Source organism: Bradyrhizobium sp. ORS 278 (genome assembly GCF_000026145.1).
Lineage (GTDB): Bacteria > Pseudomonadota > Alphaproteobacteria > Rhizobiales > Xanthobacteraceae > Bradyrhizobium.
This window is the reverse complement of the sequence record NC_009445.1, coordinates 5,618,688-5,642,039: the sequence shown is the minus strand read 5'-3', so window position 1 is coordinate 5,642,039 and position 23,352 is coordinate 5,618,688. Positions and strand designations below refer to the sequence as shown.

The 23,352-nt window shown below is 64.3% G+C and carries 24 protein-coding genes; 18 read left to right on the top strand and 6 right to left on the bottom strand.

All coding sequences use genetic code 11. The annotated features are described in order from the left end of the window. Positions 1-130: 130 nt before the first annotated feature. Positions 131-313, bottom strand: coding sequence for a hypothetical protein (locus BRADO_RS25350; RefSeq protein ID WP_012029045.1), 183 nt, complete (start codon positions 311-313; stop codon positions 131-133). A gap of 151 nt (positions 314-464) precedes the next feature. Between BRADO_RS25350 and BRADO_RS25345 the strand changes: the two genes are divergently transcribed. Then, positions 465-1,322, top strand: a complete 858-nt coding sequence (locus BRADO_RS25345; RefSeq protein WP_012029044.1) for an SDR family oxidoreductase — start codon at positions 465-467, stop codon at positions 1,320-1,322. A 282-nt stretch (positions 1,323-1,604) separates the two neighbouring features. On the opposite strand, the gene BRADO_RS25340 is transcribed toward BRADO_RS25345, so the two are convergent. Both BRADO_RS25340 and BRADO_RS25335 read right to left on the bottom strand, forming a co-directional pair. Next, positions 1,605-1,925 (bottom strand): bacterioferritin-associated ferredoxin, encoded by a 321-nt coding sequence (locus BRADO_RS25340; protein ID WP_244422887.1) that lies wholly within the window; start codon positions 1,923-1,925, stop codon positions 1,605-1,607. 28 nt (positions 1,926-1,953) lie between these two features. Then, a complete protein-coding gene (locus BRADO_RS25335; protein ID WP_157872616.1) occupies positions 1,954-2,787 on the bottom strand; it encodes a xanthine dehydrogenase in 834 nt (277 codons plus the stop codon). Positions 2,788-3,113: 326 nt separating this feature from the next. Between BRADO_RS25335 and BRADO_RS25330 the strand changes: the two genes are divergently transcribed. The 7 genes from BRADO_RS25330 (at position 3,114) to BRADO_RS25300 (ending at position 11,820) form a co-directional block, all read left to right on the top strand. Then, positions 3,114-3,959: an SDR family NAD(P)-dependent oxidoreductase gene (locus BRADO_RS25330; protein WP_012029041.1), complete on the top strand. Its 846-nt coding sequence runs from the start codon at positions 3,114-3,116 to the stop codon at positions 3,957-3,959. Positions 3,960-4,372: 413 nt separating this feature from the next. Next, positions 4,373-6,112: a nif-specific transcriptional activator NifA gene (nifA, locus tag BRADO_RS25325; RefSeq protein ID WP_012029040.1), complete on the top strand. Its 1,740-nt coding sequence runs from the start codon at positions 4,373-4,375 to the stop codon at positions 6,110-6,112. A 567-nt stretch (positions 6,113-6,679) separates the two neighbouring features. After that, positions 6,680-6,874 (top strand): 4Fe-4S dicluster domain-containing protein, encoded by a 195-nt coding sequence (locus BRADO_RS25320; protein WP_006609648.1) that lies wholly within the window; start codon positions 6,680-6,682, stop codon positions 6,872-6,874. Positions 6,875-6,913: 39 nt separating this feature from the next. Further along, entirely contained in the window at positions 6,914-8,431 is a 1,518-nt protein-coding gene (sufB, locus tag BRADO_RS25315; protein ID WP_012029039.1) for a Fe-S cluster assembly protein SufB, read from the top strand. A gap of 38 nt (positions 8,432-8,469) precedes the next feature. Next, positions 8,470-9,231: a Fe-S cluster assembly ATPase SufC gene (sufC, locus tag BRADO_RS25310; protein ID WP_012029038.1), complete on the top strand. Its 762-nt coding sequence runs from the start codon at positions 8,470-8,472 to the stop codon at positions 9,229-9,231. An 18-nt stretch (positions 9,232-9,249) separates the two neighbouring features. Continuing rightward, complete coding sequence (gene sufD / locus BRADO_RS25305; protein ID WP_012029037.1) at positions 9,250-10,575, top strand: Fe-S cluster assembly protein SufD; 1,326 nt, start codon at positions 9,250-9,252, stop codon at positions 10,573-10,575. 3 nt (positions 10,576-10,578) lie between these two features. After that, the gene (locus BRADO_RS25300; protein WP_041757725.1) at positions 10,579-11,820 is read left to right on the top strand and encodes a cysteine desulfurase; all 1,242 of its coding nucleotides are present in this window, start codon (positions 10,579-10,581) and stop codon (positions 11,818-11,820) included. A 269-nt stretch (positions 11,821-12,089) separates the two neighbouring features. Here BRADO_RS25300 and BRADO_RS25295 read toward each other — a convergent pair whose 3' ends face one another. Together BRADO_RS25295 and BRADO_RS25290 are read right to left on the bottom strand one after the other, a co-directional pair. Next, entirely contained in the window at positions 12,090-12,548 is a 459-nt protein-coding gene (locus tag BRADO_RS25295) for a SufE family protein (protein ID WP_041756932.1), read from the bottom strand. A gap of 45 nt (positions 12,549-12,593) precedes the next feature. Continuing rightward, positions 12,594-12,986, bottom strand: a complete 393-nt coding sequence (locus BRADO_RS25290; protein WP_012029034.1) for a response regulator — start codon at positions 12,984-12,986, stop codon at positions 12,594-12,596. Positions 12,987-13,434: 448 nt separating this feature from the next. Between BRADO_RS25290 and nifH the strand changes: the two genes are divergently transcribed. The 10 genes from nifH to hspQ all read left to right on the top strand — a co-directional run bounded on the left by nifH (position 13,435) and on the right by hspQ (position 22,532). Beyond that, positions 13,435-14,322: a nitrogenase iron protein gene (gene nifH, locus BRADO_RS25285; RefSeq protein ID WP_012029033.1), complete on the top strand. Its 888-nt coding sequence runs from the start codon at positions 13,435-13,437 to the stop codon at positions 14,320-14,322. A 77-nt stretch (positions 14,323-14,399) separates the two neighbouring features. Continuing rightward, a complete protein-coding gene (gene nifD / locus BRADO_RS25280; RefSeq protein WP_012029032.1) occupies positions 14,400-15,902 on the top strand; it encodes a nitrogenase molybdenum-iron protein alpha chain in 1,503 nt (500 codons plus the stop codon). 83 nt (positions 15,903-15,985) lie between these two features. Then, the gene (nifK, locus tag BRADO_RS25275; protein WP_012029031.1) at positions 15,986-17,545 is read left to right on the top strand and encodes a nitrogenase molybdenum-iron protein subunit beta; all 1,560 of its coding nucleotides are present in this window, start codon (positions 15,986-15,988) and stop codon (positions 17,543-17,545) included. A 130-nt stretch (positions 17,546-17,675) separates the two neighbouring features. Further along, positions 17,676-19,349 carry a nitrogenase iron-molybdenum cofactor biosynthesis protein NifE gene (gene nifE, locus BRADO_RS25270; protein ID WP_012029030.1) on the top strand — a complete coding sequence of 558 codons (1,674 nt, stop codon included), beginning with the start codon at positions 17,676-17,678 and terminating at the stop codon, positions 19,347-19,349. Positions 19,350-19,359: 10 nt separating this feature from the next. Continuing rightward, entirely contained in the window at positions 19,360-20,757 is a 1,398-nt protein-coding gene (gene nifN / locus BRADO_RS25265; RefSeq protein WP_012029029.1) for a nitrogenase iron-molybdenum cofactor biosynthesis protein NifN, read from the top strand. 25 nt (positions 20,758-20,782) lie between these two features. Continuing rightward, positions 20,783-21,178: a nitrogen fixation protein NifX gene (gene nifX / locus BRADO_RS25260; protein ID WP_012029028.1), complete on the top strand. Its 396-nt coding sequence runs from the start codon at positions 20,783-20,785 to the stop codon at positions 21,176-21,178. Positions 21,179-21,188: 10 nt separating this feature from the next. Continuing rightward, positions 21,189-21,659: a NifX-associated nitrogen fixation protein gene (locus tag BRADO_RS25255; RefSeq protein WP_006609661.1), complete on the top strand. Its 471-nt coding sequence runs from the start codon at positions 21,189-21,191 to the stop codon at positions 21,657-21,659. A 16-nt stretch (positions 21,660-21,675) separates the two neighbouring features. Beyond that, on the top strand, positions 21,676-21,876 hold the full coding sequence (locus BRADO_RS25250; RefSeq protein ID WP_006609662.1) for a CCE_0567 family metalloprotein: 201 nt from the start codon (positions 21,676-21,678) through the stop codon (positions 21,874-21,876). A 23-nt stretch (positions 21,877-21,899) separates the two neighbouring features. Further along, a complete protein-coding gene (fdxB, locus tag BRADO_RS25245; protein ID WP_006609663.1) occupies positions 21,900-22,187 on the top strand; it encodes a ferredoxin III, nif-specific in 288 nt (95 codons plus the stop codon). An 18-nt stretch (positions 22,188-22,205) separates the two neighbouring features. Further along, positions 22,206-22,532, top strand: coding sequence for a heat shock protein HspQ (gene hspQ / locus BRADO_RS25240; RefSeq protein ID WP_012029027.1), 327 nt, complete (start codon positions 22,206-22,208; stop codon positions 22,530-22,532). 502 nt (positions 22,533-23,034) lie between these two features. Here the strand turns inward: hspQ and BRADO_RS25235 are convergent. Further along, positions 23,035-23,352 (bottom strand): hypothetical protein, encoded by a 318-nt coding sequence (locus BRADO_RS25235; protein WP_006609665.1) that lies wholly within the window; start codon positions 23,350-23,352, stop codon positions 23,035-23,037.

Here is a 23,352-nt window from a genome sequence, read left to right as displayed (position 1 = left end):
CTCACATCATGCCGCGCAGAATGAGCAACGGTCTCGACCGTGAGCTGATAGCTACGCTACGGCGGTGGTGACAGTCGTTAGCTTTGTCTCCTGCCGCCTTGCCCGGGGGCTCTCGATTGATGGCAACCCATCACGCCGTATGCCCGGGATCGACATCGTCCGGCGTCTTCTTGTCGCGCTGCGGCGTCATCTTCGCCGGATCTTGTCCGCCCGGTACGCCGCGCGGGCCGAGCTGATCGCGCTGGATGTCGTCCTCGGAGCGGTCGGGCTCGCGCCCGTTGATCGGGAGATCCTTCGGATCATCTTTGGCCATCGCGCGGTCCTTTCCTGGTCTGACGCAGCACGGCAATGCAGGCGGAGGTGCTGCCGTTCCGTAACGAACAGGCTGCCGCGGTCGCATCGCGCTCAGGAACGCCGTCTCCGCGCTGCGATTGAAGCTGCAGCAACCGCCAGGAGCAGCACCGATGTCCGATCACCCCACGCCGCCATTTCCGCCGCAGCGGCAGCCCATGCCGGGCACGACCGCCGCCATGCAGCCGAGGCCAGATCACGGCGAGACAAGCTACAAGGGGGCGGGCAAGCTGACGGGCAAGAAGGCCGTCATCACCGGAGGCGACAGCGGCATCGGCCGCGCCGTGGCGATCGCCTATGCCCGCGAGGGCGCCGACATTCTCATCGCCTATCTCGATGAGCACGACGACGCCAAGGAGGTTCAGCAACTGATCGAGAAGGAGGGCCGGAAAGCGCTGCTGATGTCCGGCAATATCCAGGATCCCGCGCATTGCCGGGCGATCATCCAGCGTGCCGTCGACGAATTCGGCGGGATCGACATTCTCGTCAACAATGCCGCGCACCAGGCGACGTTCAGCGACATCGGCGACATTTCGGATGAAGAGTGGGAGATCACCTTCCGCACCAACATCCATGCGATGTTCTATCTCACCAAGGCGGCGGTGCCGCACATGAAGCCGGGCAGCGCGATCGTCAACACCGCCTCGGTCAATGCCGATATGCCGAATCCCGGGCTGCTCGCTTACGCCACCACCAAGGGCGCGATTCAGAATTTCACCGGCGGACTCGCCCAGATGTTGGCGGAGAAGGGTATCCGCGCCAATGCCGTGGCGCCCGGCCCGATCTGGACACCGCTGATCCCCTCGACCATGCCGGAGGAGAAGATGAAGAGCTTTGGCCAGCAGGTGCCGATGCAGCGTGCCGGCCAGCCGGCCGAACTGGCGACGGCCTATGTGATGCTCGCCGATCCGTTGTCGAGCTACACGTCGGGGACGACGGTGGCGGTGACAGGGGGAAAGCCATTCATTTGATAAGTCTGTCGGGACATCTCGGGCCTCATGGTTCGAGACGGCGCTGCGCGCCTCCTCACCATGAGGGTCAAAAGCCGAGGGTGGAACTGCACAAGGACCAAAGCTGCGTCCGATGCTCAGGCTTCGCCCCTCACCCTGAGGAGCCCGCCGCAGGCGGGCGTCTCGAAGGGCGAGGCCCCGCTACAGCCAATTGATCCAAGGTGCGCCTCCCTGGGAGCTCGTGTCGGTTTTGTCCGACATCCGACAGCGCGCGATGCGACACGCGCGTGCGTCGTCGCCCTCTTACGCCGCCGACATCAGCTCGCACGGCGTGGGTTCGGCGTGCACGGGCCAGACCACCGCAGTTGCCGTTTCCCCGCTGTGCTCGTCCAGGATCCGCTTGACCGAGCGCGAGCAGAGGCCGCATTGGACCGAGCAGCCGAGACAATCATAGACTTGTGCCGGTGAGCCGAAGGTGGTGGCGGCCGTCGTGACGATGTCGCGAATGGCCGTGTCGCTGATGACGTTGCAGGAACAAATGATCATGGCTGGTGCTCGCTCCTGCCAACAATAAGCAACGGCGATGCCAAGCCCGATGCCGAGATGGGCGATCGAGACTCGCATTAGCGAGAATCGTTCGAAAGCGCTGCAATCAGCGGGAGGCGGCCGCGCTCGCGCCGATGCGATCGGCCGCGTGCAGCCGGATGGCCGCGAGCGTTGCCTGTGCGAGCGCCTGCCCCTTCGCGTCGATCCCGGTCCACTGGGCATGACGGCCGCGCGGGTCGATCTCGGCGAGCGCGATGCCCGCGGGCACGTCGCTGCCGTCGCGGACGATGCCGCGCAGGATGCCGTCATAGGGCGCGGTGATCGCGACGCCGGAAAGGTGACCGACCACGAACCCCTTGTAGATCCGGGTGCCGATCTCGACCGGCGAATGCCAGCGGCCTTCATGCGGTGAATTTACCAACCTGTCTGCTCCGACGCCGCCGAGTTCGCCAATATCGTCCTTCGCGAGGGTCCAGCCCTCGCGCACGATCTGCCCGAGCCGGTCCGGCCGGGTCTCGATCGCGATGTCGCAATTGGCCGATGGCGAGAAGCCCGGGCCGATGCCGATCGACAGACGGGTCATGCCGCGCAGATTGGGCGTGACCTCGCGCGTCTGCATTCGCGCATCGATCAGAACATCGATGGCGCGGACCGGCAGCAGATCGAGCAGGCCGAGCGGCGTCACCAGGACGTGCTGGGGATCGCCGAGTGCCTTGAACACGTCCATCGTGCTGTCGATGCGCTCGCCGATCACATTCTCGATACGCACGGCGTCGCCGAAGAGGGCGTCGTGAAACGCCATCTTGCGCCGCATGACCGGCGGGTTGGGGTCATGCGACAACACCACGCAGAAGCCCTCGCGATGCAGATGCACCGCGATTGCGGAGGCGACGTCGTTGGTCCCGAGGACAACGGCGAAGCGCACTGCATTCGTCCCCATGTCCCGGTCCATACGGCGTTCGATGTCTCGTGGCTGTCCGTCGTGAGACTGGAAAGCCAGCTTCCAGTTCGAATGATCAATGAGTTGAGCAAGAGTTGGACCAGCGCCGGAGCTCTTGGAAAAGGATCATCGTTTGAAGGCCTTGGGATCGGCGCGGCGGAAAGCCGACGCTGGACATTGTTCTGAAGCGGCCAATCTGTCGCGAACCCGACAAGGAGGTGCTGACAATCGCGCCGTTTTTTCTCTGGCCCGGAATCTGCACAACCGCCGCATGACAATACCGCGCGTGGTTTCAGCGAGCGCGGTGCAGGATCAGGACGAATGAGGTGAGCCTCGATCTCGACCAGGATGTTCGCGAGGGCGCCATCGACACGGCGGAGATCGAGTCGTGCCCGTTTCATCGGGACGCTGCGGCGGCCGAGCGTCCCGGACGCACCGAGCAGAAGACGCTGGTTCTGACCGGCGGCTCGCGCGGCATCGGCCACGCGACGGCCCGGCTGTTTTCCGATGCCGGCTGGCGTATCATCACCTGCTCGCGCCAGCCGTTCGATGGCGGGCGCTGTCCCTGGGATGCCGGGCCGGACAATCACGTTCAGGTCGATCTGAGCGACCGCAAGGCGATCCCGCGCGCGATCGCGGATATCAAGGACCGGCTGGACGGCGCGCCGCTCCATGCCTTGATCAACAATGCCGCGATCTCGCCGAAGGCTGAGGATGGCGGCCGGCTCGATTCGCTCGCGACCTCGGTCGAGACCTGGATGACGGTCTTTCACGTCAACTTTCTCGGGCCCATCCTGTTGGCGCGCGGCCTGTTCCAGGAACTGAAACGCGGCCAGGGCGCGGTCGTCAACGTGACCTCGATCGTCGGTACCCGCGTGCACCCGTTTGCCGGCACGGCCTATGCGACATCGAAGGCGGCGCTGGCCTGCCTGACCCGCGAGATGGCGCATGATTTCGCGCCGCATGGCATCCGCGTGAACGCGATCGCACCCGGCGAAATCAAGACCGAAATGGTGTCGCCGGAGACCGAGGCGCGATTCTCACCGTTGATCCCGATGCGCCGGATCGGCGCACCGGAAGAGGTCGCGAAAGTGCTGTTCTTCCTCTGCTCGGATGCGGCCAGCTATGTGACCGGCGAGGAAATCCAGATCAACGGAGGGCAGCACCTCTAGATTGAATTGAGCGACACGCCGATGTGAGACGTGCGACGTCAAAAGCTGGCAGCCGCATGCGGCGAGTGCTACGGCGGATGTGGAAAGTAGGTGTTCAGTTCGACGCTTTGCGAGCTGCTCGCAAACCGGTGCGTATGCTGAATCCTAGGTGTCGGGAAGACAACAGGAATTCGTCAGCTACGCGATTTTCATCGCGTCATAGGTCGTGCCATGTGTGCGTCGGCGGCGGTGTAAACTAATTTGTTAAGATCATGAAGTTCTGCAGCTTTTCTGTTCTTTTTGCTGCACACTACTTCTGCGGCAATGCAGCAAAGTTAGGCACGACAATCATCTGCAATTAAGGAAGGATGTTAGAACGCCTACAATCGCGGGTGTTCTCGTCAAGAGCGTCCGTGACCATCAGAGAAGCGACCATGGTCCAAACGGAAACACGTCAGGTCGAAGCTCAGGACATCAGGTCCCATGCCGCCCCGATACCGCTCAGCGAGATCGCGCTGACCGGAATTTTCGAAATCTCGAAAATTCTCGCCGCGCCGACGCGGCTGGAAATCACCCTCGCCAACGTCGTCAATCTGCTGCAGTCGTTCATGCAGATGCGCCACGGCGTGGTGTCGTTGCTCGCCGATGACGGCATTCCGGATCTCGCGGTGGGAGCCGGTTGGAGCGAGGGCAGCGATCAGCGCTATCGCGAGCGCCTGCCGCAGAAGGCGATCGACCAGATCGTCGCGACCGCCGTGCCGCTCATTGCTGAGAACGTGGCTGATCATTCCGCCTTCAGCGCGGCTGATGCGGCAACGCTGGGGGCAGGCGCCGACACGCGGGTGTCGTTCCTGGGCGTGCCCATCCGGATCGACCAGCGTGTCGTCGGCACCTTGACCATCGATCGCGTCTGGGACGGTCGCGCCGTGTTCCGGCTCGACTCCGATGTCCGCTTCCTGACGATGGTCGCCAATCTGATCGGCCAGACCATCAAGCTGCATCGTGTCGTCGCGCGCGACCGCGAGCGGCTGATGGCAGAGAGCCACCGGCTGCAGAAGGAGTTGATGGAGCTGAAGCCGGCGCCCGCCAAGGGCAAGAAGGTGCTGGTCGACGGTATCGTCGGCGACAGCCCGGCGCTGCGCGCGCTGCTCGACAAGATCAACGTCGTCGCCAAGTCGAATGCGCCGGTGCTGCTGCGCGGCGAATCCGGCACCGGCAAGGAGCTTGTGGCGAAGGCCATCCACGAACTCTCCAACCGCGCCAAGCGGCCCTTCATCAAGATCAATTGCGCGGCGCTACCGGAGACGGTGCTCGAATCCGAGCTGTTCGGCCACGAGAAGGGGGCCTTCACCGGCGCGATCAACGCGCGCAAAGGTCGCTTCGAGCTCGCCGACAAGGGCACCTTGTTCCTCGACGAGATCGGCGAGATCTCGCCGGCGTTCCAGGCCAAGCTGTTGCGCGTGCTGCAGGAGCAGGAGTTCGAGCGCGTCGGCGGCAACCAGACCATCAAGGTCGATGTCCGCATCGTCACCGCGACCAACCGCAACCTGGAAGAGGCGGTGGCGCGCAACGAATTCCGTGCCGACCTCTACTACCGGATCAGCGTGGTGCCGATCAAACTGCCGCCGCTGCGCGATCGGCGCAGCGACATCCCGCAGCTGGCGCGCGAGTTCCTGCGCCGCTTCAATTGCGAGAACGAGCGCGATCTCACCTTCGACGTCAGCGCCATCGAGGTGCTGATGCATTGCGGCTTCCCCGGCAATGTGCGCGAGCTGGAGAACTGCGTGCAGCGGACGGCGACCCTGGCTGCGGGATCGGCGATCGGCCAGCACGATTTCGCCTGCAGCCGCAATGAATGCATGTCGGCGATCCTGTGGAAGGGCAACACCGTGACCCCGCCGCCGCCGCGCGGCCAGCCGATGGTGCCGCTGCCGATCCTGCCGCGGACATCAGCACCGATCGAGACTCCAGTCGATCTGCCTGCGGTTGAGGCCGACGATGGTGAGTACTCCGAGGCGATGGATGGCGGCGCTGTCCCCGAGCGCGAGCGCATCGTCCAGGCGATGGAGCGCTCCGGCTGGGTCCAGGCCAAGGCGGCGCGGCTGCTGGGCCTGACACCGCGCCAGATCGGCTACGCGCTGAAGAAGTACAACATCGAGGTCAAGCGGTTCTGAGCGGATTGATTTTGCTCGGATCAAAAGGCGCGCGGATGTGCGCCTTTTCTGTTATGGGTGCATGCATCGTCATCGATCCGATGGTCGTGAAATCCGAGCTCGCGCGCCGACGGTGGTGGGCTCCCCTCCCCCTTGCGGGGAGGGGTCGGGGGTAGGGGTCCACGAGCACACTGCCGTGATGCGCGCTGGTGCTCTTTTCGTTGTCAGAACCATCGCCCTTCGTTGGTAGACCGAGTGCTGACTTAGCTCACGGTCGTCTTCGAGCGATCCCACAGCAATCCATCGGACTCACGACGTTCAGCGCCCGGAGACCCCCACCCCCGACCCCTCCCCGCAAGGGTGAGGGGAGCTCACCGGTCGCGCGGCGAACAGCTCGACAAACCGAGCGCACGCTCATCAACAGCGCCTGTCGCACTTACGACATGCTGTCGGGAGCGCGACAGCTGACCGCCGCCCGGGCCATTTAGAATCCTCCTTAGAAATCAACCAAATGCGCTCTGGCACGGTGCTTGAAAGATCATGCCTGAAAGACATCGTCCGATGTCGCTGGAGCGCGGGGAACAGCACATGACCTACAAGATCATCGCCTCACAATGCACGGTCTGCGGAGCCTGCGAGTTCGAATGTCCGAACGCGGCCATTCGGCTGAAGAACGACATGTACATCATCGATCCGAAGAAGTGCACGGAGTGCGAGGGCCACTTCGACGCGCCGCAATGCGCCGCCGTCTGTCCGGTGCCGGACACCTGCGTGCCCGCCTGACGCGGGCACCTCGTCGACAGCTTGGAAGCGGAGTGAGAGATGGCAGCGGTTCAGGAGACCATTGATCGCGTCAAGGGCATTGACGTCGATCAATATCGTTACGGGTTCGAGACGCAGATCGAATCCGAGAAGGCTCCGAAGGGCCTGTCGGAAGACACCATCCGCTTCATCTCGGCGAAGAAGAACGAGCCGGCCTGGATGCTGGAATGGCGGCTGGAGGCGTATCGCCGCTGGCTGACCATGACCGAGCCGACCTGGGCCCGCGTCGGCTATCCGAAGATCGACTATCAGGATCTCTATTACTATTCGGCGCCGAAGCCGAAGAAGAAAGTCGCCTCGCTCGACGAGATCGATCCGGAGATCCTCAAAACCTATGAGAAGCTCGGCATTCCCCTGCGCGAGGTCGAACTGCTCGAAGGCGTCGAGCGTCCCACCGTAGCCGCGGAATCCGAGGATGGCGAGGCGGCGGCGCCGCGTACCAAGATCGCGGTCGATGCCGTGTTCGACTCGGTGTCGGTGGCGACCACCTTCAAGGAGGAGCTGAAGAAGGCTGGCGTGATCTTCATGCCGATCTCCGAGGCGCTGCGCGAGCATCCCGACCTAGTGCAGAAGTATCTCGGCACGGTGGTGCCGACCACCGACAACTATTTTGCGACGTTGAATTCGGCGGTGTTCTCCGACGGGTCGTTCGTCTACATCCCGCCGGGCGTGCGCTGCCCGATGGAGCTGTCGACCTATTTCCGCATCAACGAGCGCAACACCGGCCAGTTCGAGCGGACGTTGATCATCGCCGACAAGGGCGCCTACGTCTCCTATCTCGAGGGTTGCACCGCGCCGCAGCGCGACGAGAACCAGCTGCATGCCGCCGTCGTCGAGCTGGTCGCGCTGGACGATGCCGAGATCAAATATTCGACAGTGCAGAACTGGTATCCCGGCAATTCGGAAGGCGTGGGCGGCATTTACAACTTCGTCACCAAGCGTGGTGATTGCCGCGGCGTCAATTCGAAGATCTCCTGGACGCAGGTCGAGACGGGCTCCGCGATCACCTGGAAATATCCGAGCTGCATCCTGCGCGGCGACAATTCGAGCGGCGAGTTCTATTCGATCGCGATCTCCAACGGCTTCCAGCAGGTCGATAGCGGCACCAAAATGATCCATCTCGGCAAGAACACGTCGAGCCGGATCATCTCCAAGGGCATCGCCGCGGGCAAGTCGCAGAACACCTATCGCGGCCTCGTCAGCGCCCACCGCAAGGCGTCCGGCGCGCGCAACTTCACCGCCTGCGATTCGCTGCTGATCGGCGACAAATGCGGCGCGCACACCGTGCCCTATATCGAGGCCAAGAATTCCTCGGCGGTGTTCGAGCATGAGGCGACGACCTCGAAGATCTCGGAGGACGTGCTGTTCTACTGCATCCAGCGCGGTCTCAGCCAGGAAGAGGCGGTCGGCCTCGTCGTCAACGGCTTCGTCAAGGACGTGCTGCAGCAGCTGCCGATGGAGTTCGCGGTCGAGGCGCAGAAGCTGATCTCGATCAGCCTCGAAGGTTCAGTCGGATAAGGACGTCGCGCGCGGCGACAACAGATGAGGAGTGTTCGATGACGGCCTTGCTCGAAATCAAGGGGCTCCATGCCGAGATCTCCGGTGGTCGCAAGATCATCCAGGGTCTGGACCTCACCGTGAACAAGGGCGAGATCCACGCCATCATGGGCCCGAACGGCGCCGGCAAGTCTACACTCTCCTACGTGCTCGCCGGCAAGCCCGGCTATGAGATCACCGCCGGTGAGGTCTATCTCAACGGCGAGGATCTGCTGGCGATGTCGGCCGACGAGCGCGCCGCGAAGGGCGTGTTCCTGGCGTTCCAGTATCCGCTGGAGATCCCGGGTGTCGCGACCCTGACCTTCCTGCGTGCCGCCTTCAACGCCCAGCGCAAGGCGCGCGGCGAGGAGGAGCTGTCCTCGCCCGACCTCATCAAGCGCGTGCGCGAGATCGCCAAGACCCTGAACATCGACTCGGAGATGCTGAAGCGGCCGCTTAATGTCGGCTTCTCCGGCGGCGAGAAGAAGCGCAACGAGACCCTGCAGATGGCGCTGCTGCAGCCCTCGCTCTGCGTGCTCGACGAGACCGACTCGGGCCTCGACATCGACGCGCTGAAGGTGGTGGCCAACGGCGTCAACGCGCTGCGCTCGGCCGAGCGCGGCATGATCGTAATCACCCACTACCAGCGGCTGCTCGACTACATCGTGCCGGATATCGTCCACGTCTTCGCGGCGGGCCGTATCGTCCGGACGGGGGCTGCGGATCTCGCGCGCGAGCTCGAGGCGACCGGCTACGCGCAGTACCAGAGCGAAGCGGCGTAAGGGGCGGGGAGCACGAGCATGGGCGTCGCGATCCGCAAGACCAAGGCCGAGCTGGGATTGGCCGATCTGTACCAGGTCGCCCGCCGCTATCTGCCGGGCGGCGAGGAGATCACGGCGGTGCGCGCCGCTGCGTTCGATCGCTTCACGGCGGTCGGCCTGCCACACCGGCGGGTCGAGGCGTGGCGCTACACCGATCTGCGGACGCAGATGAAGGAAGCCAAGCGGCTCGCCTCGCTGCCGGACGACGCGGCCAAGGCCAGGGCCAGAGAGGCAAAGGACCTGTTCGTCGGCGCCGGCTTCCGCAAGCTCGTCATCGTCGATGGCGCATTCGTACCTGAGCTCTCCGACCTCGCCGAGCTCGAGACCGGCCTCACCATTCAGCCGATGGCGGATGCGCTCGCCGCCGACAAGCCGCTGCTGTCGCAGCGCCTCGGCGCGATCGTACCGGATGACGATCCGGCGCTGGCGCTCAACACCGCGCTCGCCGCCAATGGCGTCGTGATCCTTGTCGCGCCGGGCACCGCGCTGAGCCGGCCGATCCATGTCGCCTTCGTCACGACCAACTGGGTCGCGACCTCGATGTTCACCCGCTCGCTGGTCAATATCGGTGCGGGCGCGAGCGCCACCATCGTCGAGTCGCATCAGGGGCCCGACGGCAGCGAGTATCAGGTCAACACCGCGATGCAGCTCGTCGTCGGCGACGAGGCGCGGATCGACCACATCAAGGTCGTCAGCGAGGGCGGCAGCGCGCTGCATATCGGCTCGCTGCTCGCCAATATCGGCGCGCGCGCGACCTTCAATCAGCTCGGCTTCGTTGCCGGCGGCAGCCTGGTCCGCAACCAGCTGTTCGTCCGCCTGGCGGGCGAGGGTACCGTCGCCGACATCCGCGGCGGTTCGCTGCTGTCAGGGACGCAGCACGCCGACACGACGCTGTCGATCGAGCATGCCGCCGAGAACGGCCAGAGCCGCGAGACCTTCAAGGCGGTGGTCGGCGACACCGCCCGCGCCGTGTTCCAGGGCAAGATCACGGTCGCCCCGGGTGCGCAGAAGACCGACGCCAAGATGATGTCGCGGGCGCTGCTGCTGTCCGACGAGGCCGAGGCCGATAGCAAGCCGGAGCTCGAGATCTTCGCCGACGACGTGCAGTGCGGCCACGGCACCACGACCGGCGCGATCGACGACGAGCTGCTGTTCTATCTGATGGCCCGTGGCATTCCGCCGGCGGAGGCCAAGGCGCTGCTGATCCAGGCCTTCATCGGCGAGATCATCGAGGGCGCGGCCAACGAAGCCGTGCGTGACGCGCTGACCGGGGCGCTGCTGGGCTGGCTCGGACGACGGGAGTAGATGATGCATGCAGCGGTGAACGGGAGCGGCTACGACGTCAGCCGCATCCGGGCGGATTTTCCCATTCTCGGCATGCAGGTCCACGGCAAGCCGCTGGTCTATCTCGACAACGCCGCCTCGGCGCAGAAGCCGCAGGCCGTGCTGGACCGGATGAACCAGGTCTACACGTCCGAATACGCCAACGTGCATCGCGGGCTGCATTATCTCGCCAACGCCGCCACCGAGGCCTATGAGGGCGCCCGCGCCAAGGTGGCGACCTTCCTCAACGCCGAGAGCCCCGAGCAGATCATCTTCACCCGCGGTGCCACCGAGGCGGTGAACCTGGTGGCCCAAACCTTCGGCCGCGAGCGCATCGGGCCGGGCGACGAGATCGTGCTCTCGATCATGGAGCACCACGCCAACATCATTCCCTGGCATTTCCTCCGGGAGCGCCAGGGCGCCGTGATCAAGTGGGCTCCCGTCGACGATGACGGCAACTTCCTGCTGGATGAATTCGAGAAGCTGCTGAGCCCGCGCACCAAGATGGTGGCGATGACGCAGATGTCGAACGTGCTCGGCACGGTCGTGCCTGTGAAGGAGGTCATCCGCATCGCGCATGACCGCGGCATTCCGGTGCTCGTCGACGGCTCGCAGGCTGCGGTGCACATGGAGGTCGACGTCCGGGATATCGATGCGGATTTCTACTGCATCACCGGGCACAAGATCTACGGCCCGACCGGGATCGGTGCGCTGTATGGAAAGCGCGAGCTCCTGGCCTCGATGCCGCCGTTCAACGGCGGCGGCGAGATGATCCGCGAGGTGTCACGCGACTGGGTCACCTATGGCGATCCGCCGCACCGCTTCGAGGCCGGCACGCCGCCGATCGTCGAGGCCGCAGGCCTCGGCGCCGCGATCGACTACGTCGCCTCGATCGGCAAGCAGCGTATCGCGGCGCATGAGCATGATCTCGTGACCTACGCGACCGAGCAGCTCCGCGAGATCAATTCGCTGCGCATCATCGGCAACGCCGCCGACAAGGGCGCCATCGTCTCGTTCGAGATGCAGGGCGCCCATGCCCACGATTTTGCAACGGTCATTGACCGTTCCGGCGTCGCGGTGCGCGCCGGGACCCACTGCGCCATGCCGCTCTTGGAGCGCTTCGGCGTGTCCGCGACCTGCCGGGCGTCGTTCGCGATGTACAACACGCGGGAAGAGGTCGACGTGCTGGTGCGCGCGCTGAAGAAGGCGCAGGAGTTCTTCTCGTAGAGACAGAATTCCGCGCGCAATTGACGCGAAGAAGCGGTGCCAATTGCTGCGCCCTCTCCCCTTGTGGGAGAGGGCTACACCGCTATCAGCTCCAGACTCGCTCGGGTGAGGGGTTGTCTCCGCAAATCACTAACGTCTGAGTATGCCGACGCAACCCCTCACCCGGCGCGCCTTCGCTGCGCTCGTGCGCGCCACCCTCTCCCACAAGGGGAGAGGGTGTATGCCGCGCTAGACGGGCTCAATTAAACAAGCAAACCAGCCGATTCGACTTATGCCGCCGCGGCCATCGCCGCCTGCGCATCCGCCTTGATCCGGCTCACCATCGAGCGGAAGCCGTTGGAACGCTGCGGCGTCAGATGCTCGCGCAGCCCGAGCTTCTCGAACAATGCGATCGGATCGGCGGCGAGGATCTCCGGCGCGGTGTGGCCGGAGACCATCGCCAGGAGGATCGCGACCAGGCCGCGGACGATGTGGGCGTCGCTGTCGCCGACGAAGTCCAGCACCGGCGCCGCACCGTGGCGCACCGAGGTGGCGACCCACACCTGGCTGGTGCAGCCCTGCACCTTGTTGCTGTCGTTGCGGTCGGCGTCGGCCAGGGGCGTCAGGCCGCGGCCAAGCTCGATGACGTAGCGGTAGCGGTCGTCCCAGTCGTCGAGCAGGGCAAAATTCTCGACGATGTCCTCGATATCGGGATTCGCGGGAGCTGCCGTCTGCACCATCTTCAACATGATCCTCTCCTGGTCGTCTGCTGATCTCAATCCGCCTCGGCGCGGCTACGTCGCGAGGCTCGGCTCAGTGCCGCGGCGCGCCAGCACCGTATCGACCGCATGCGTCACGCCGTCGAAGGTGATCGGCTTGGCGATGATGGCCTCGGCGCCCTGGCGAAGACCAGCCAGCGCCAGCGGCGACTTGGTCGAGCCGGCCACGACGATGATGCCGGCCTGATGCATCTTGCGGGCGAGCATGCCGACCGTCTCGGCGCCGTCGTCCTCCAGAATGCTGCTGCCGATCAGCACCGCGTCGGGCGTGGCCCGGGCGGCCTTGCTCAGCGCGTCCGCGGTCTCGGCGAAGGTGAATGTCTCGTGACGCTCGCTGAGGATATAGCCGAGCGCCGAGCGGATCACCTGGTCGGCTTCAATGACAAAGACGCAAGCTTTGCCGGACATCGAAATACTCCTGCTGCCCCGTCCGCAAACGGGTTTGATCTACATCAAGCAAACTCCGTACCGCGGCCTGAGCGGGCTTCATACAAGCGCTGCGAGGAAAGTTCGCTGCGGCGCTGCGTGGAGCCGGCGACGACATGTGTCGTTTCGGACAGCACGTCGCGGGAGCGTCGGGTGAAAAACTCCGATGTCGGGTTTGCAACAAGCTCATCCTAGCTTCGAGCTTGGCCGCATCTCTTTCAAAACATGGCCTTTTTAACGATTCCAAAGCTCTGGCACATCAGTTGCAAAACTCTGTTCAGGCAATGGTTGAGGGCTGAGTGCACGCCGACGCTTCGGACGAGCGATGCTCTCCTTCCCAATAACCCGTCTGCCGGTTCTGGAGAGAGGACGCGGTCCTGGTCATGCAAGGCGCATGCGGGACATTGGCAATCGGTTGATGGAGAGCAGAATGTCATCACTTCGACAAATCGCATTCTACGGCAAAGGCGGCATCGGCAAATCGACGACGTCGCAGAACACGCTCGCGGCGCTCGCCGAGATGGGTCATCGGATCCTGATCGTCGGCTGCGACCCCAAGGCGGATTCGACCCGCCTGATCCTGCACGCCAAGGCGCAGGACACCATCCTGAGCCTGGCCGCTGCCGCGGGCAGCGTCGAGGACCTCGAGATCGAAGAGGTCATGAAGGTCGGCTATCGCGACATCCGTTGCGTCGAGTCCGGCGGTCCGGAGCCGGGCGTCGGCTGCGCCGGCCGCGGCGTGATCACCTCGATCAACTTCCTGGAAGAGAACGGCGCCTATGAGGACATCGACTACGTGTCCTACGACGTGCTCGGCGACGTGGTCTGCGGCGGCTTCGCGATGCCGATCCGCGAGAACAAGGCGCAGGAGATCTACATCGTGATGTCCGGCGAGATGATGGCGATGTATGCCGCCAACAACATCTCCAAGGGCATTCTGAAGTATGCGAACTCCGGCGGCGTGCGCCTGGGCGGCCTGGTCTGCAACGAGCGCCAGACCGACAAGGAGCTGGAGCTGGCTGAGGCTCTCGCCAAGAAGCTCGGCACCCAGCTGATCTACTTCGTGCCGCGCGACAACATCGTGCAGCACGCCGAGCTGCGCCGCATGACCGTGCTGGAATACGCGCCGGACTCGGTGCAGGCCGGTCACTACCGCAACCTGGCGACCAAGATCCACGGCAATGCCGGCAAGGGCATCATCCCGACCCCGATCACGATGGACGAGCTCGAGGACATGCTGATGGAGCACGGCATCATGAAGGCGGTCGACGAGAGCCAGGTCGGCAAGACCGCCGCCGACCTCGCCGCCACGGCCTAAAGCGTCACCGGTCATCCGGCCCGTCGTGTTCGACGGGCCGGGCGATCTCCGCAACCGATCATCGAGGAAAAAGCCAGATGAGCGTTATCGAGAAACAAAGCGTTGCCGAGATCAAGGCACGCAACAAGGAACTGATCGCCGAGGTCCTCAAGGTCTACCCCGAGAAGACCGCCAAGCGTCGCGCCAAGCATCTCAACGTCCACGAGTCCGGCAAGTCGGACTGCGGCGTCAAGTCGAACATCAAGTCGATCCCGGGCGTGATGACCATCCGCGGCTGCGCCTACGCCGGCTCGAAGGGCGTGGTGTGGGGTCCGATCAAGGACATGATCCACATCAGCCACGGCCCGGTCGGCTGCGGCCAGTATTCCTGGGCGGCGCGCCGCAACTACTACATCGGCACGACCGGCATCGACACCTTCGTCACGATGCAGTTCACCTCCGACTTCCAGGAGAAGGACATCGTGTTCGGCGGCGACAAGAAGCTCGCCAAGATCATGGACGAGATCCAGGAGCTGTTCCCGCTGAACAACGGCATCACCGTGCAGTCGGAATGCCCGATCGGCCTGATCGGCGACGACATCGAGGCGGTGTCGAAGGTCAAGTCGAAGGAGTACGACGGCAAGACCATCGTCCCCGTCCGCTGCGAAGGCTTCCGCGGTGTCTCCCAGTCGCTCGGCCACCACATCGCCAACGACGCGATCCGGGACTGGGTGTTCGACAAGCTGCCGGCCGACGCCGCGCCGCGCTTCGAGCCGTCGGATTACGACGTCGCGATCATCGGCGACTACAACATCGGCGGCGACGCCTGGTCCTCGCGCATCCTGCTCGAGGAGATGGGCCTGCGCGTGATCGCCCAGTGGTCGGGCGACGGCTCACTGGCCGAGCTCGAGGCGACGCCGAAAGCGAAGCTCAACGTGCTGCACTGCTACCGCTCGATGAACTACATCTCGCGTCACATGGAAGAGAAGTTCGGTATTCCGTGGTGCGAGTACAACTTCTTCGGGCCGAGCAAGATCGCCGAATCGCTGCGTAAGATCGCCAGCTATTTCGACGACAAGATCAAGGAAGGTGCCGAGCGCGTCATCGCCAAGTACCAGCCCCTGATGGACGCCGTGATCGCCAAGTACCGGCCGCGCCTGGAAGGCAAGACCGTGATGCTGTTCGTCGGCGGCCTGCGTCCGCGCCACGTGATCGGCGCCTACGAGGACCTCGGCATGGAGGTCGTCGGCACCGGTTACGAGTTCGCCCACAACGACGACTATCAGCGCACCGCCCAGCATTACGTCAAGGACGGCACGCTGATCTATGACGACGTGACCGGCTACGAGTTCGAGAAGTTCGTCGAGAAGGTCCAGCCGGACCTGGTCGGCTCGGGCATCAAGGAAAAGTACGTCTTCCAGAAGATGGGCGTGCCGTTCCGCCAGATGCACTCCTGGGACTACTCGGGTCCCTACCATGGCTATGACGGGTTCGCGATCTTCGCCCGCGACATGGACATGGCGATCAACTCGCCGGTCTGGAAGATGACCAAGGCTCCCTGGAAGCAGGCGCCGAAGCCCCTTCTCCAGGCGGCCGAGTAACAACCACCACCCACGGCCTGGCTCTCCTTCGGCGGAGAGCCAGCGCTCCCTGATCGACACAGGAACATAGAGAGGGTTTTCCCATGACACAGTCTGCCGAACATGTGCTCGATCACTTCGAGCTTTTCCGTGGTCCCGAATACCAGCAGATGCTGGCCAACAAGAAGAAGATGTTCGAAAATCCGCGCGATCCCGCGGAAGTCGAGCGCATCCGCGAATGGGCCAAGACGCCCGAATATCGCGAGAAGAATTTTGCCCGCGAGGCGCTGACCGTCAACCCGGCCAAGGCCTGCCAGCCGCTCGGCGCCGTGTTCGTCGCCGTCGGCTTCGAAAAGACCTTGCCGTTCGTGCACGGCTCGCAGGGTTGCGTCGCCTATTATCGCAGCCATCTGTCGCGCCACTTCAAGGAGCCGAGCTCCTGCGTGTCGTCGTCGATGACCGAGGACGCAGCCGTGTTCGGCGGCCTCAACAACATGATCGACGGCCTCGCCAACGCCTACAACATGTACAAGCCGAAGATGATCGCGGTGTCGACCACCTGCATGGCGGAAGTCATCGGTGACGACCTCAACGCCTTCATCAAGACCTCGAAGGAAAAGGGCTCGGTTCCGGCCGAGTACGACGTTCCCTTCGCTCACACCCCGGCTTTCGTCGGCAGCCACGTCACCGGCTACGACAACGCGATGAAGGGCATTCTCGACCACTTCTGGGACGGCAAGGCCGGCACCGCGCCGAAGCTGGAGCGCGTTCCGAACGAGAAGATCAACTTCATCGGCGGCTTCGACGGCTACACCGTCGGCAACATCCGCGAGGTCAAGCACATCTTCGAGGAGATGGGGATCGAGTACACCATCCTCGGCGACAACTCGAATGTGTTCGACACGCCGACCGACGGCGAGTTCCGCATGTATGAGGGCGGCACGACCCTGGAAGACGCGGCCAATGCCGTTCACGCCAAGGCGACGATCTCGATGCAGCACTATTGCACCGAGAAGACGCTGCCCTTCATCGCCAACCATGGCCAGGAAACGGTCTCGTTCCATCACCCGGTCGGCGTCTCCGGCACCGACGCCTTCGTGATGGCGCTGTCGCGCATCTCGGGCAAGGAGATCCCGGAATCGCTCGCCGTCGAGCGCGGCCGCCTGGTCGACGCGATCGCCGACTCCAGCGCGCACATCCATGGCAAGAAGTTCGCGATCTATGGCGATCCGGACCTCTGCCTCGGCCTCGCCTCGTTCCTGCTGGAGCTCGGCGCCGAGCCGACCCATGTGCTCGCCACCAACGGCAACAAGGAGTGGGCGGAGCGCGTGCAGGCGGTGTTCGATGCCTCGCCGTTCGGCAAGAACTGCCACGTGTATCCCGGCAAGGATCTCTGGCACATGCGCTCGCTGCTGTTCACCGAGCCGGTCGACTTCCTGATCGGCAACACCTACGGCAAGTACCTGGAGCGCGACACCGGCACGCCGCTGATCCGCATCGGCTTCCCGATCTTCGATCGCCACCACAAGCATCGCTATCCGGTGTGGGGCTATCAGGGCGGCCTGAACGTGCTGGTCACGATCCTCGACAAGATCTTCGACGAGATCGATCGCAACACCAACGTGCCGGCCAAGTCGGACTACAGCTTCGACATCATCCGCTAAGACACGGCGCGCGGCGGTCCCCAGGGGCCGCCGCGCTTCGCTCCAGACGATGCGGCTCGTGGGAAGGCACCAAGCCTGAGCCGCCTCGTCCGACCAAGACGCGCAGAAGGTCCGCCAACAGGAGAAGCCGATGAGCTCGCTGTCTGCCACGATCCAGAACGTCTTCAACGAGCCGGGTTGCGGCAAGAACGCCAACAAGTCCGAGGCCGAGCGCAAGAAGGGCTGCACCAAGCAGCTGCAGCCGGGCGGCGCGGCCGGTGGCTGCGCCTTCGACGGCGCCAAGGTCGCGTTGCAGCCGCTGACCGACGTCGCGCATCTCGTGCACGGGCCGATCGCCTGCGAAGGAAATTCCTGGGACAACCGCGGTGCGGCCTCGTCTGGCTCGCAGATCTGGCGCACCGGTTTCACCACCGATATCAACGAGACCGACGTCGTGTTCGGCGGCGAGAAGCGCCTGTACAAGGCGATCAAGGAAATCATCGAGAAATACGATCCGCCGGCGGTCTTCGTCTACCAGACCTGCGTGCCCGCCATGACCGGCGACGACATCAACGCGGTCTGCAAGGCGGCCTCGGCCAAGTTCGGCAAGCCCTGCATTCCCGTCAATTCGCCGGGCTTCGTCGGTCCGAAGAACCTCGGCAACAAGCTCGCAGGCGAGGCGCTGCTCGACCACGTCATCGGCACCGTCGAGCCGGAGGTCACGACGCCCTACGATCTCAACATCATCGGCGAATACAATCTCTCGGGCGAGCTCTGGCAGGTGAAGCCGCTGTTCGACGAACTCGGCATCCGCATCTCCGCCTGCATCTCGGGCGACGGCCGCTACAAGGACGTCGCGTCGTCGCATCGCGCTCGCGCGGCGATGATGGTGTGCTCCAAGGCGATGATCAACGTCGCCCGCAAGATGGAGGAGCGCTACGGCATTCCGTTCTTCGAGGGCTCGTTCTACGGCATCCAGGACTCCTCGGACTCGCTGCGCGAAATCGCACGCCTGCTGGTCGAGCGCGGCGCGCCGGCCGACCTGCTGGACCGCACCGAGGCGGTGATCGCGCGCGAGGAGGCCAAGGCCTGGGCGGCGATCGAGCCGTTCAAGAAGCGGCTGACCGGCAAGAAGGTGCTGCTGATCACCGGCGGCGTGAAGTCATGGTCGGTGGTGGCGGCGCTGCAGGAAGCCGGCATGGAGTTGGTCGGCACCTCCGTGAAGAAGTCCACCAAGGAGGACAAGGAGCGCATCAAGGAGCTGATGGGCCAGGACGCCCACATGATCGACGATATGGCGCCCCGCGAGATGTACAAGATGCTCAAGGACGCCAAGGCCGACATCATGCTGTCCGGCGGCAAGTCGCAATTCGTGGCGCTGAAGGCCGCGATGCCCTGGCTCGACATCAACCAGGAGCGCTCGCACGCCTTCATGGGCTATATCGGCATGGTGAAGCTGGTCGCCGAGATCGACAAAGCGATCTACAACCCGATGTGGGAGCAGCTGCGCAAGCGGGCGCCCTGGGAGACGGCCAGCAACAACTGGCAGGCCAAGGCGATCGCGCAGGCCAATGCAGAAGCCGCGGCGCTCGCCGCCGATCCCGTCGCTGCCGAGGCCGCGCGCCGCGCCAAGAAGATCTGCCACTGCAAGTCGGTCGATCTCGGTACCATCGAGGATGCGATCAAGGCGCATGGTCTAACCGACGTCGCCGGCGTTCGTACCCACACCAACGCCTCGGGCGGCTGCGGCGCCTGTGCCGGTCGGGTCGAGGATATCCTGGCGGCGCAGAAGGCGCCCGCCGAGCTGCTGCAGGCAGCGGAATAGGGTGGCGCTCATGGCCAAGGTCACCATCGGAAAGAAGGCCTGCGCGGTCAATCCGCTGAAGATGAGCCAGCCGATCGGCGGCTCGTTCGCCTTCCTCGGCCTGCGCGGCGCGATGCCGCTGCTGCACGGTTCGCAGGGCTGCACCTCGTTCGGCCTCACCCTGTTCGTGCGCCACTTCAAGGAAGCGGTGCCCATGCAGACGACGGCCATGAGCGAGGTCGCGACCGTGCTCGGCGGATACGAGAATGTCGAGCAGGCGATCCTCAACATCTACAAGAAGCAGAAGCCGGAGATCATCGGCATCTGCTCCACGGGCGTCACCGAGACCAAGGGCGACGACGTCGACGGCTACATCAAGCTGATCCGCGAGAAGCACCCGGAGCTCGCCAATTATCCGCTGGTCTACGTCTCGACCCCGGACTTCAAGGATGCGTTCCAGGACGGCTGGGACAAGACGGTTGCCAAGATGGTCGAGGTGCTCGTCGACAAGCCGACCTCGACCCGGCGCGATCCTGCCAGGGTCAACGTGCTGCCGGGCTGCCATCTGACGCCCGGCGATATCGAGGAGCTCCGCACCATCTTCGAGGATTTCGGCCTGGAGCCGTCGTTCCTGCCGGATATCGGCGGCTCGCTCGACGGCCACATCCCCGACGAGTTCACGCCGACCACGATCGGCGGCATCGGCCTCGAAGAGATCGCGACCATGGGCAGCGCGTCCTGGACGATCGCGATCGGCGCGCAGATGAAGCGCGCGGCGGAAGCGATGCAGGCGAAGACCGGCGTGCCGTACCGGCTGTTCGAGCGGCTCTGCGGCCTGCTGCCGAACGACGAGTTCATGGCCTTCCTGAGCGAGATCTCGGGGCGTCCGGTGCCGGCGAAATATCGCCGCCAGCGCGGCCAGCTCGCGGATGCGATGCTGGATGCGCATTTCCATATCGGCGGCCGCAAGCTCGCGATCGGCGCCGAGCCGGATTTGCTGTTCGACGTCGCCAGCATGCTGCACGACATGGGCGCCGAGATCGCGGTCGCCGTCACCACCACGCAGTCGCCGGTGCTGGAGCGCATGCCGTGCGAGGAGGTGCTGATCGGCGATCTCGAGGATCTGGAGACGCGCGCAAAAGAGCGCGACTGCGGTCTGATGATGACGCATTCGCACGGCCGCCAGGCGGCGGCGCGGCTCAAGATCCCGTTCTACCGGATCGGCTTTCCGATGTTCGACCGGCTGGGTGCTGGGCACCTGTTGACCGTCGGCTATCGCGGCACCCGCGACCTGGTGTTTGCGCTCGCCAACCTGATCATCGCCGACCGCGAGGACAACCATCAGCCGACGCCGGACACCTGGATCGATCCCTGGAAGGATTTCCAGCAGGCCTCGACCGAGTCCGCCGTCGCGGCGCCGTTGCATTGACGCTCGAGGAGAAAGGACCGACGACATGAAAGTCGCATTCGCTACCCAGGATCTGAAACGCGTCGACGCCCATTTCGGCTGGGCCAAGAACATCGCGATCTACGATCTCGATCCCGAGGGCTATCGCTTCGTCGAGACGGTCGAGTTCGACGGCGATCTCAAGGAGGACGGCAACGAGGACAAGCTGGCGCCGAAGATCGAGGCGATCAAGGATTGCGCGATCCTCTATGTCGCCGCGATCGGCGGCTCCGGCGCGGCGCGCGTGGTCGCCAACAACATCCACCCGATGAAGGTCACCCAGCCCGAGGAGATCACCGATCTCCTCGGCAAGCTGCAGGCGGTGCTGAAGGGCACGCCGCCGCCGTGGCTGCGCAAAGCCTTGGCCAAAGGCCAGGAACGCGCGCTCGATTTCGAGGAATGAGGAAACGAACATGTCTGATACCGCAGTCGTAGAAGAAGTCGTCCCCGCCGAGCAGCGGCCCTTCGTCAAGGAGCTGATCAAGGTCTGGCGCGCCCAGGACACCCATGGGGCCTGGGAGGGCAAGAAGGACGTCGAGCTGCTCGAGCCCTACATCCTGGACAAGGAAAAGCGGCGCGCGCTGCCGATCATCGGCGATCCCGATCCGGAGACGATCTGGCGTCTCGAACTGTTCTTCAACGCGATCGCGCTGTCGATCGAGAAGGCCACCGGCGTGATGATCTCGCCGATGCTGAAGATGAGCCATGAGGGCTTTGGCCGCATGGTGCTGATCGGCGGCCGGCTGATCGTGGTCAACAAGCAGCTGCGCGACGTGCATCGCTTCGGCTTCGACAATCTCGGCAAGCTCGCCGACGAGGGCGACAAGTTCGTCAAGGCCGGCGTCGAGATGATCGAGAAGTTCAAGGACGTCGCGAATTACTAACGGCGAGGATGAGACGATGAGCGACCTGGATACATTGAAGGCCGAGATCAAGAAGCTGTCGGCCCGCGCCATGGATGCCAAGATGAACCTGCACGACCTGTCGGAGGAACTGCCCATCAACTGGGACCAGATCCTGCCGACGGCGCAGAAGGCGCATGAGGCATTCGCCGAGCTGGAGAAGAAGCGGGCCGAGCTGAAGAAGCTCGAGGCCGCGTAAAGCCCGCACAAGGACCTGTCACCATGTCCAATTCAACCCGCGACGGCCGCGACTGGCGGCCGGACTATCTGGTCGCGATCGATGCGGCCAAGTGCATCGGCTGCGGCCGCTGCTACAAGGTCTGCGGCCGCGAGGTCATGACCCTGAAGGGCATCAACGACGAGGGCGAGTTCGTCGAGCTTGACGACGACGAGGATGACGAGGTCGAGAAGAAGATCATGGTCATGCACGACACCGGCGCCTGCATCGGCTGCGGCGCCTGCGCCCGGGTCTGCCCGACCAATTGCCAGACCCATTCGCCGGCGGGCTGAGACATCGGACGTGCTACCATGCTGCGGATGGACGCAAAATTCACGATCGGACAGGTGGCCCGACACCGCGTCTACGATTTGCGCGGTGTCGTGTTCGACGTCGACCTGTCATTCTCCGAGGAGGAGGGTTGGCGGGCGATCACGATGGACGCCAGGCTCGACAAGGAGCAGCCGTTCTATTATCTGCTCGCCGAGAGCGGCGACAGCAGCTACATCGCCTATGTGCCCGAGCAGAACCTGATCGCCGACGCCTCGGGTGAGCCGGTGAAGCATCCGGACATCGGCGAGCTGTTCGATGTGGATGACGGCGGCAGCTATCATTACCGCGGGCGGATCTTCCAATAGTCGACTGGCTATCCAGCGACAGCCGTCATTGCGAGGCGCCGCAGGCGACGAAACAATCCAGAATCCCCGCACCGCCCTGGATCGCGTCGCTGCGCTCGCGATGACGGTTGGGTCGGTAGGGTGGGCAAAGGCGCCTGGGTGGTCTCACGATAGATACTCGGTCTCACGCGCCGTGCCCACCGTCTCTCCGCGCGCGCAGCGACAATGGTGGGCACGCCATCGCCCGGCGCTTCGCGCCGGCCGCTGGCTTTGCCCACCCTACGATTCTTGTCCTCCGAATCCAGCGCGGCTAGACGAAAATCAGTCCATCCGCTCGTCATTCCGGGGCATCGCGCAGCGATGCGCCCGGAATCCATAACCGCGATCGGTTGTTGCCTTCGAAGACAAGCGCCACGGTCATCCCGCGGCTTATTACCGGCTGTGCCTATGGATTCCGGGCTCGCGCTGCGCGGGCCCCGGGATGACGGTTGAGAGCGGCGGGGTGCAGCCGTGAAGCAGGGACCTACTCGATCCCCTGTTCCCTGGCCTTCCACATCGCGGCGATCCGGAAGCGTTCGTTGATCGCGGCGGGGCTGGCGAGGATCTCGGACTGGGCGCCAGCGAAGGCGCCCTCGACGATCGCGGCTTCCTCCTTCGTCAGCGTGATGCGGCCGGCCATGTGGGTGGCATCCGGCGCCGCTTCCCAGATCTTGCGGCGGTTCGGATGCAGCTTGACCTCGACCAGCTCGAACGCTTCGAGCTCGCCGTCGAGGCAGATGGCCAGCCCGATCACTTCCACCTTGCGGCCGTCCTGCGTGGTCTTGACCAGAGTCTTTGTCAT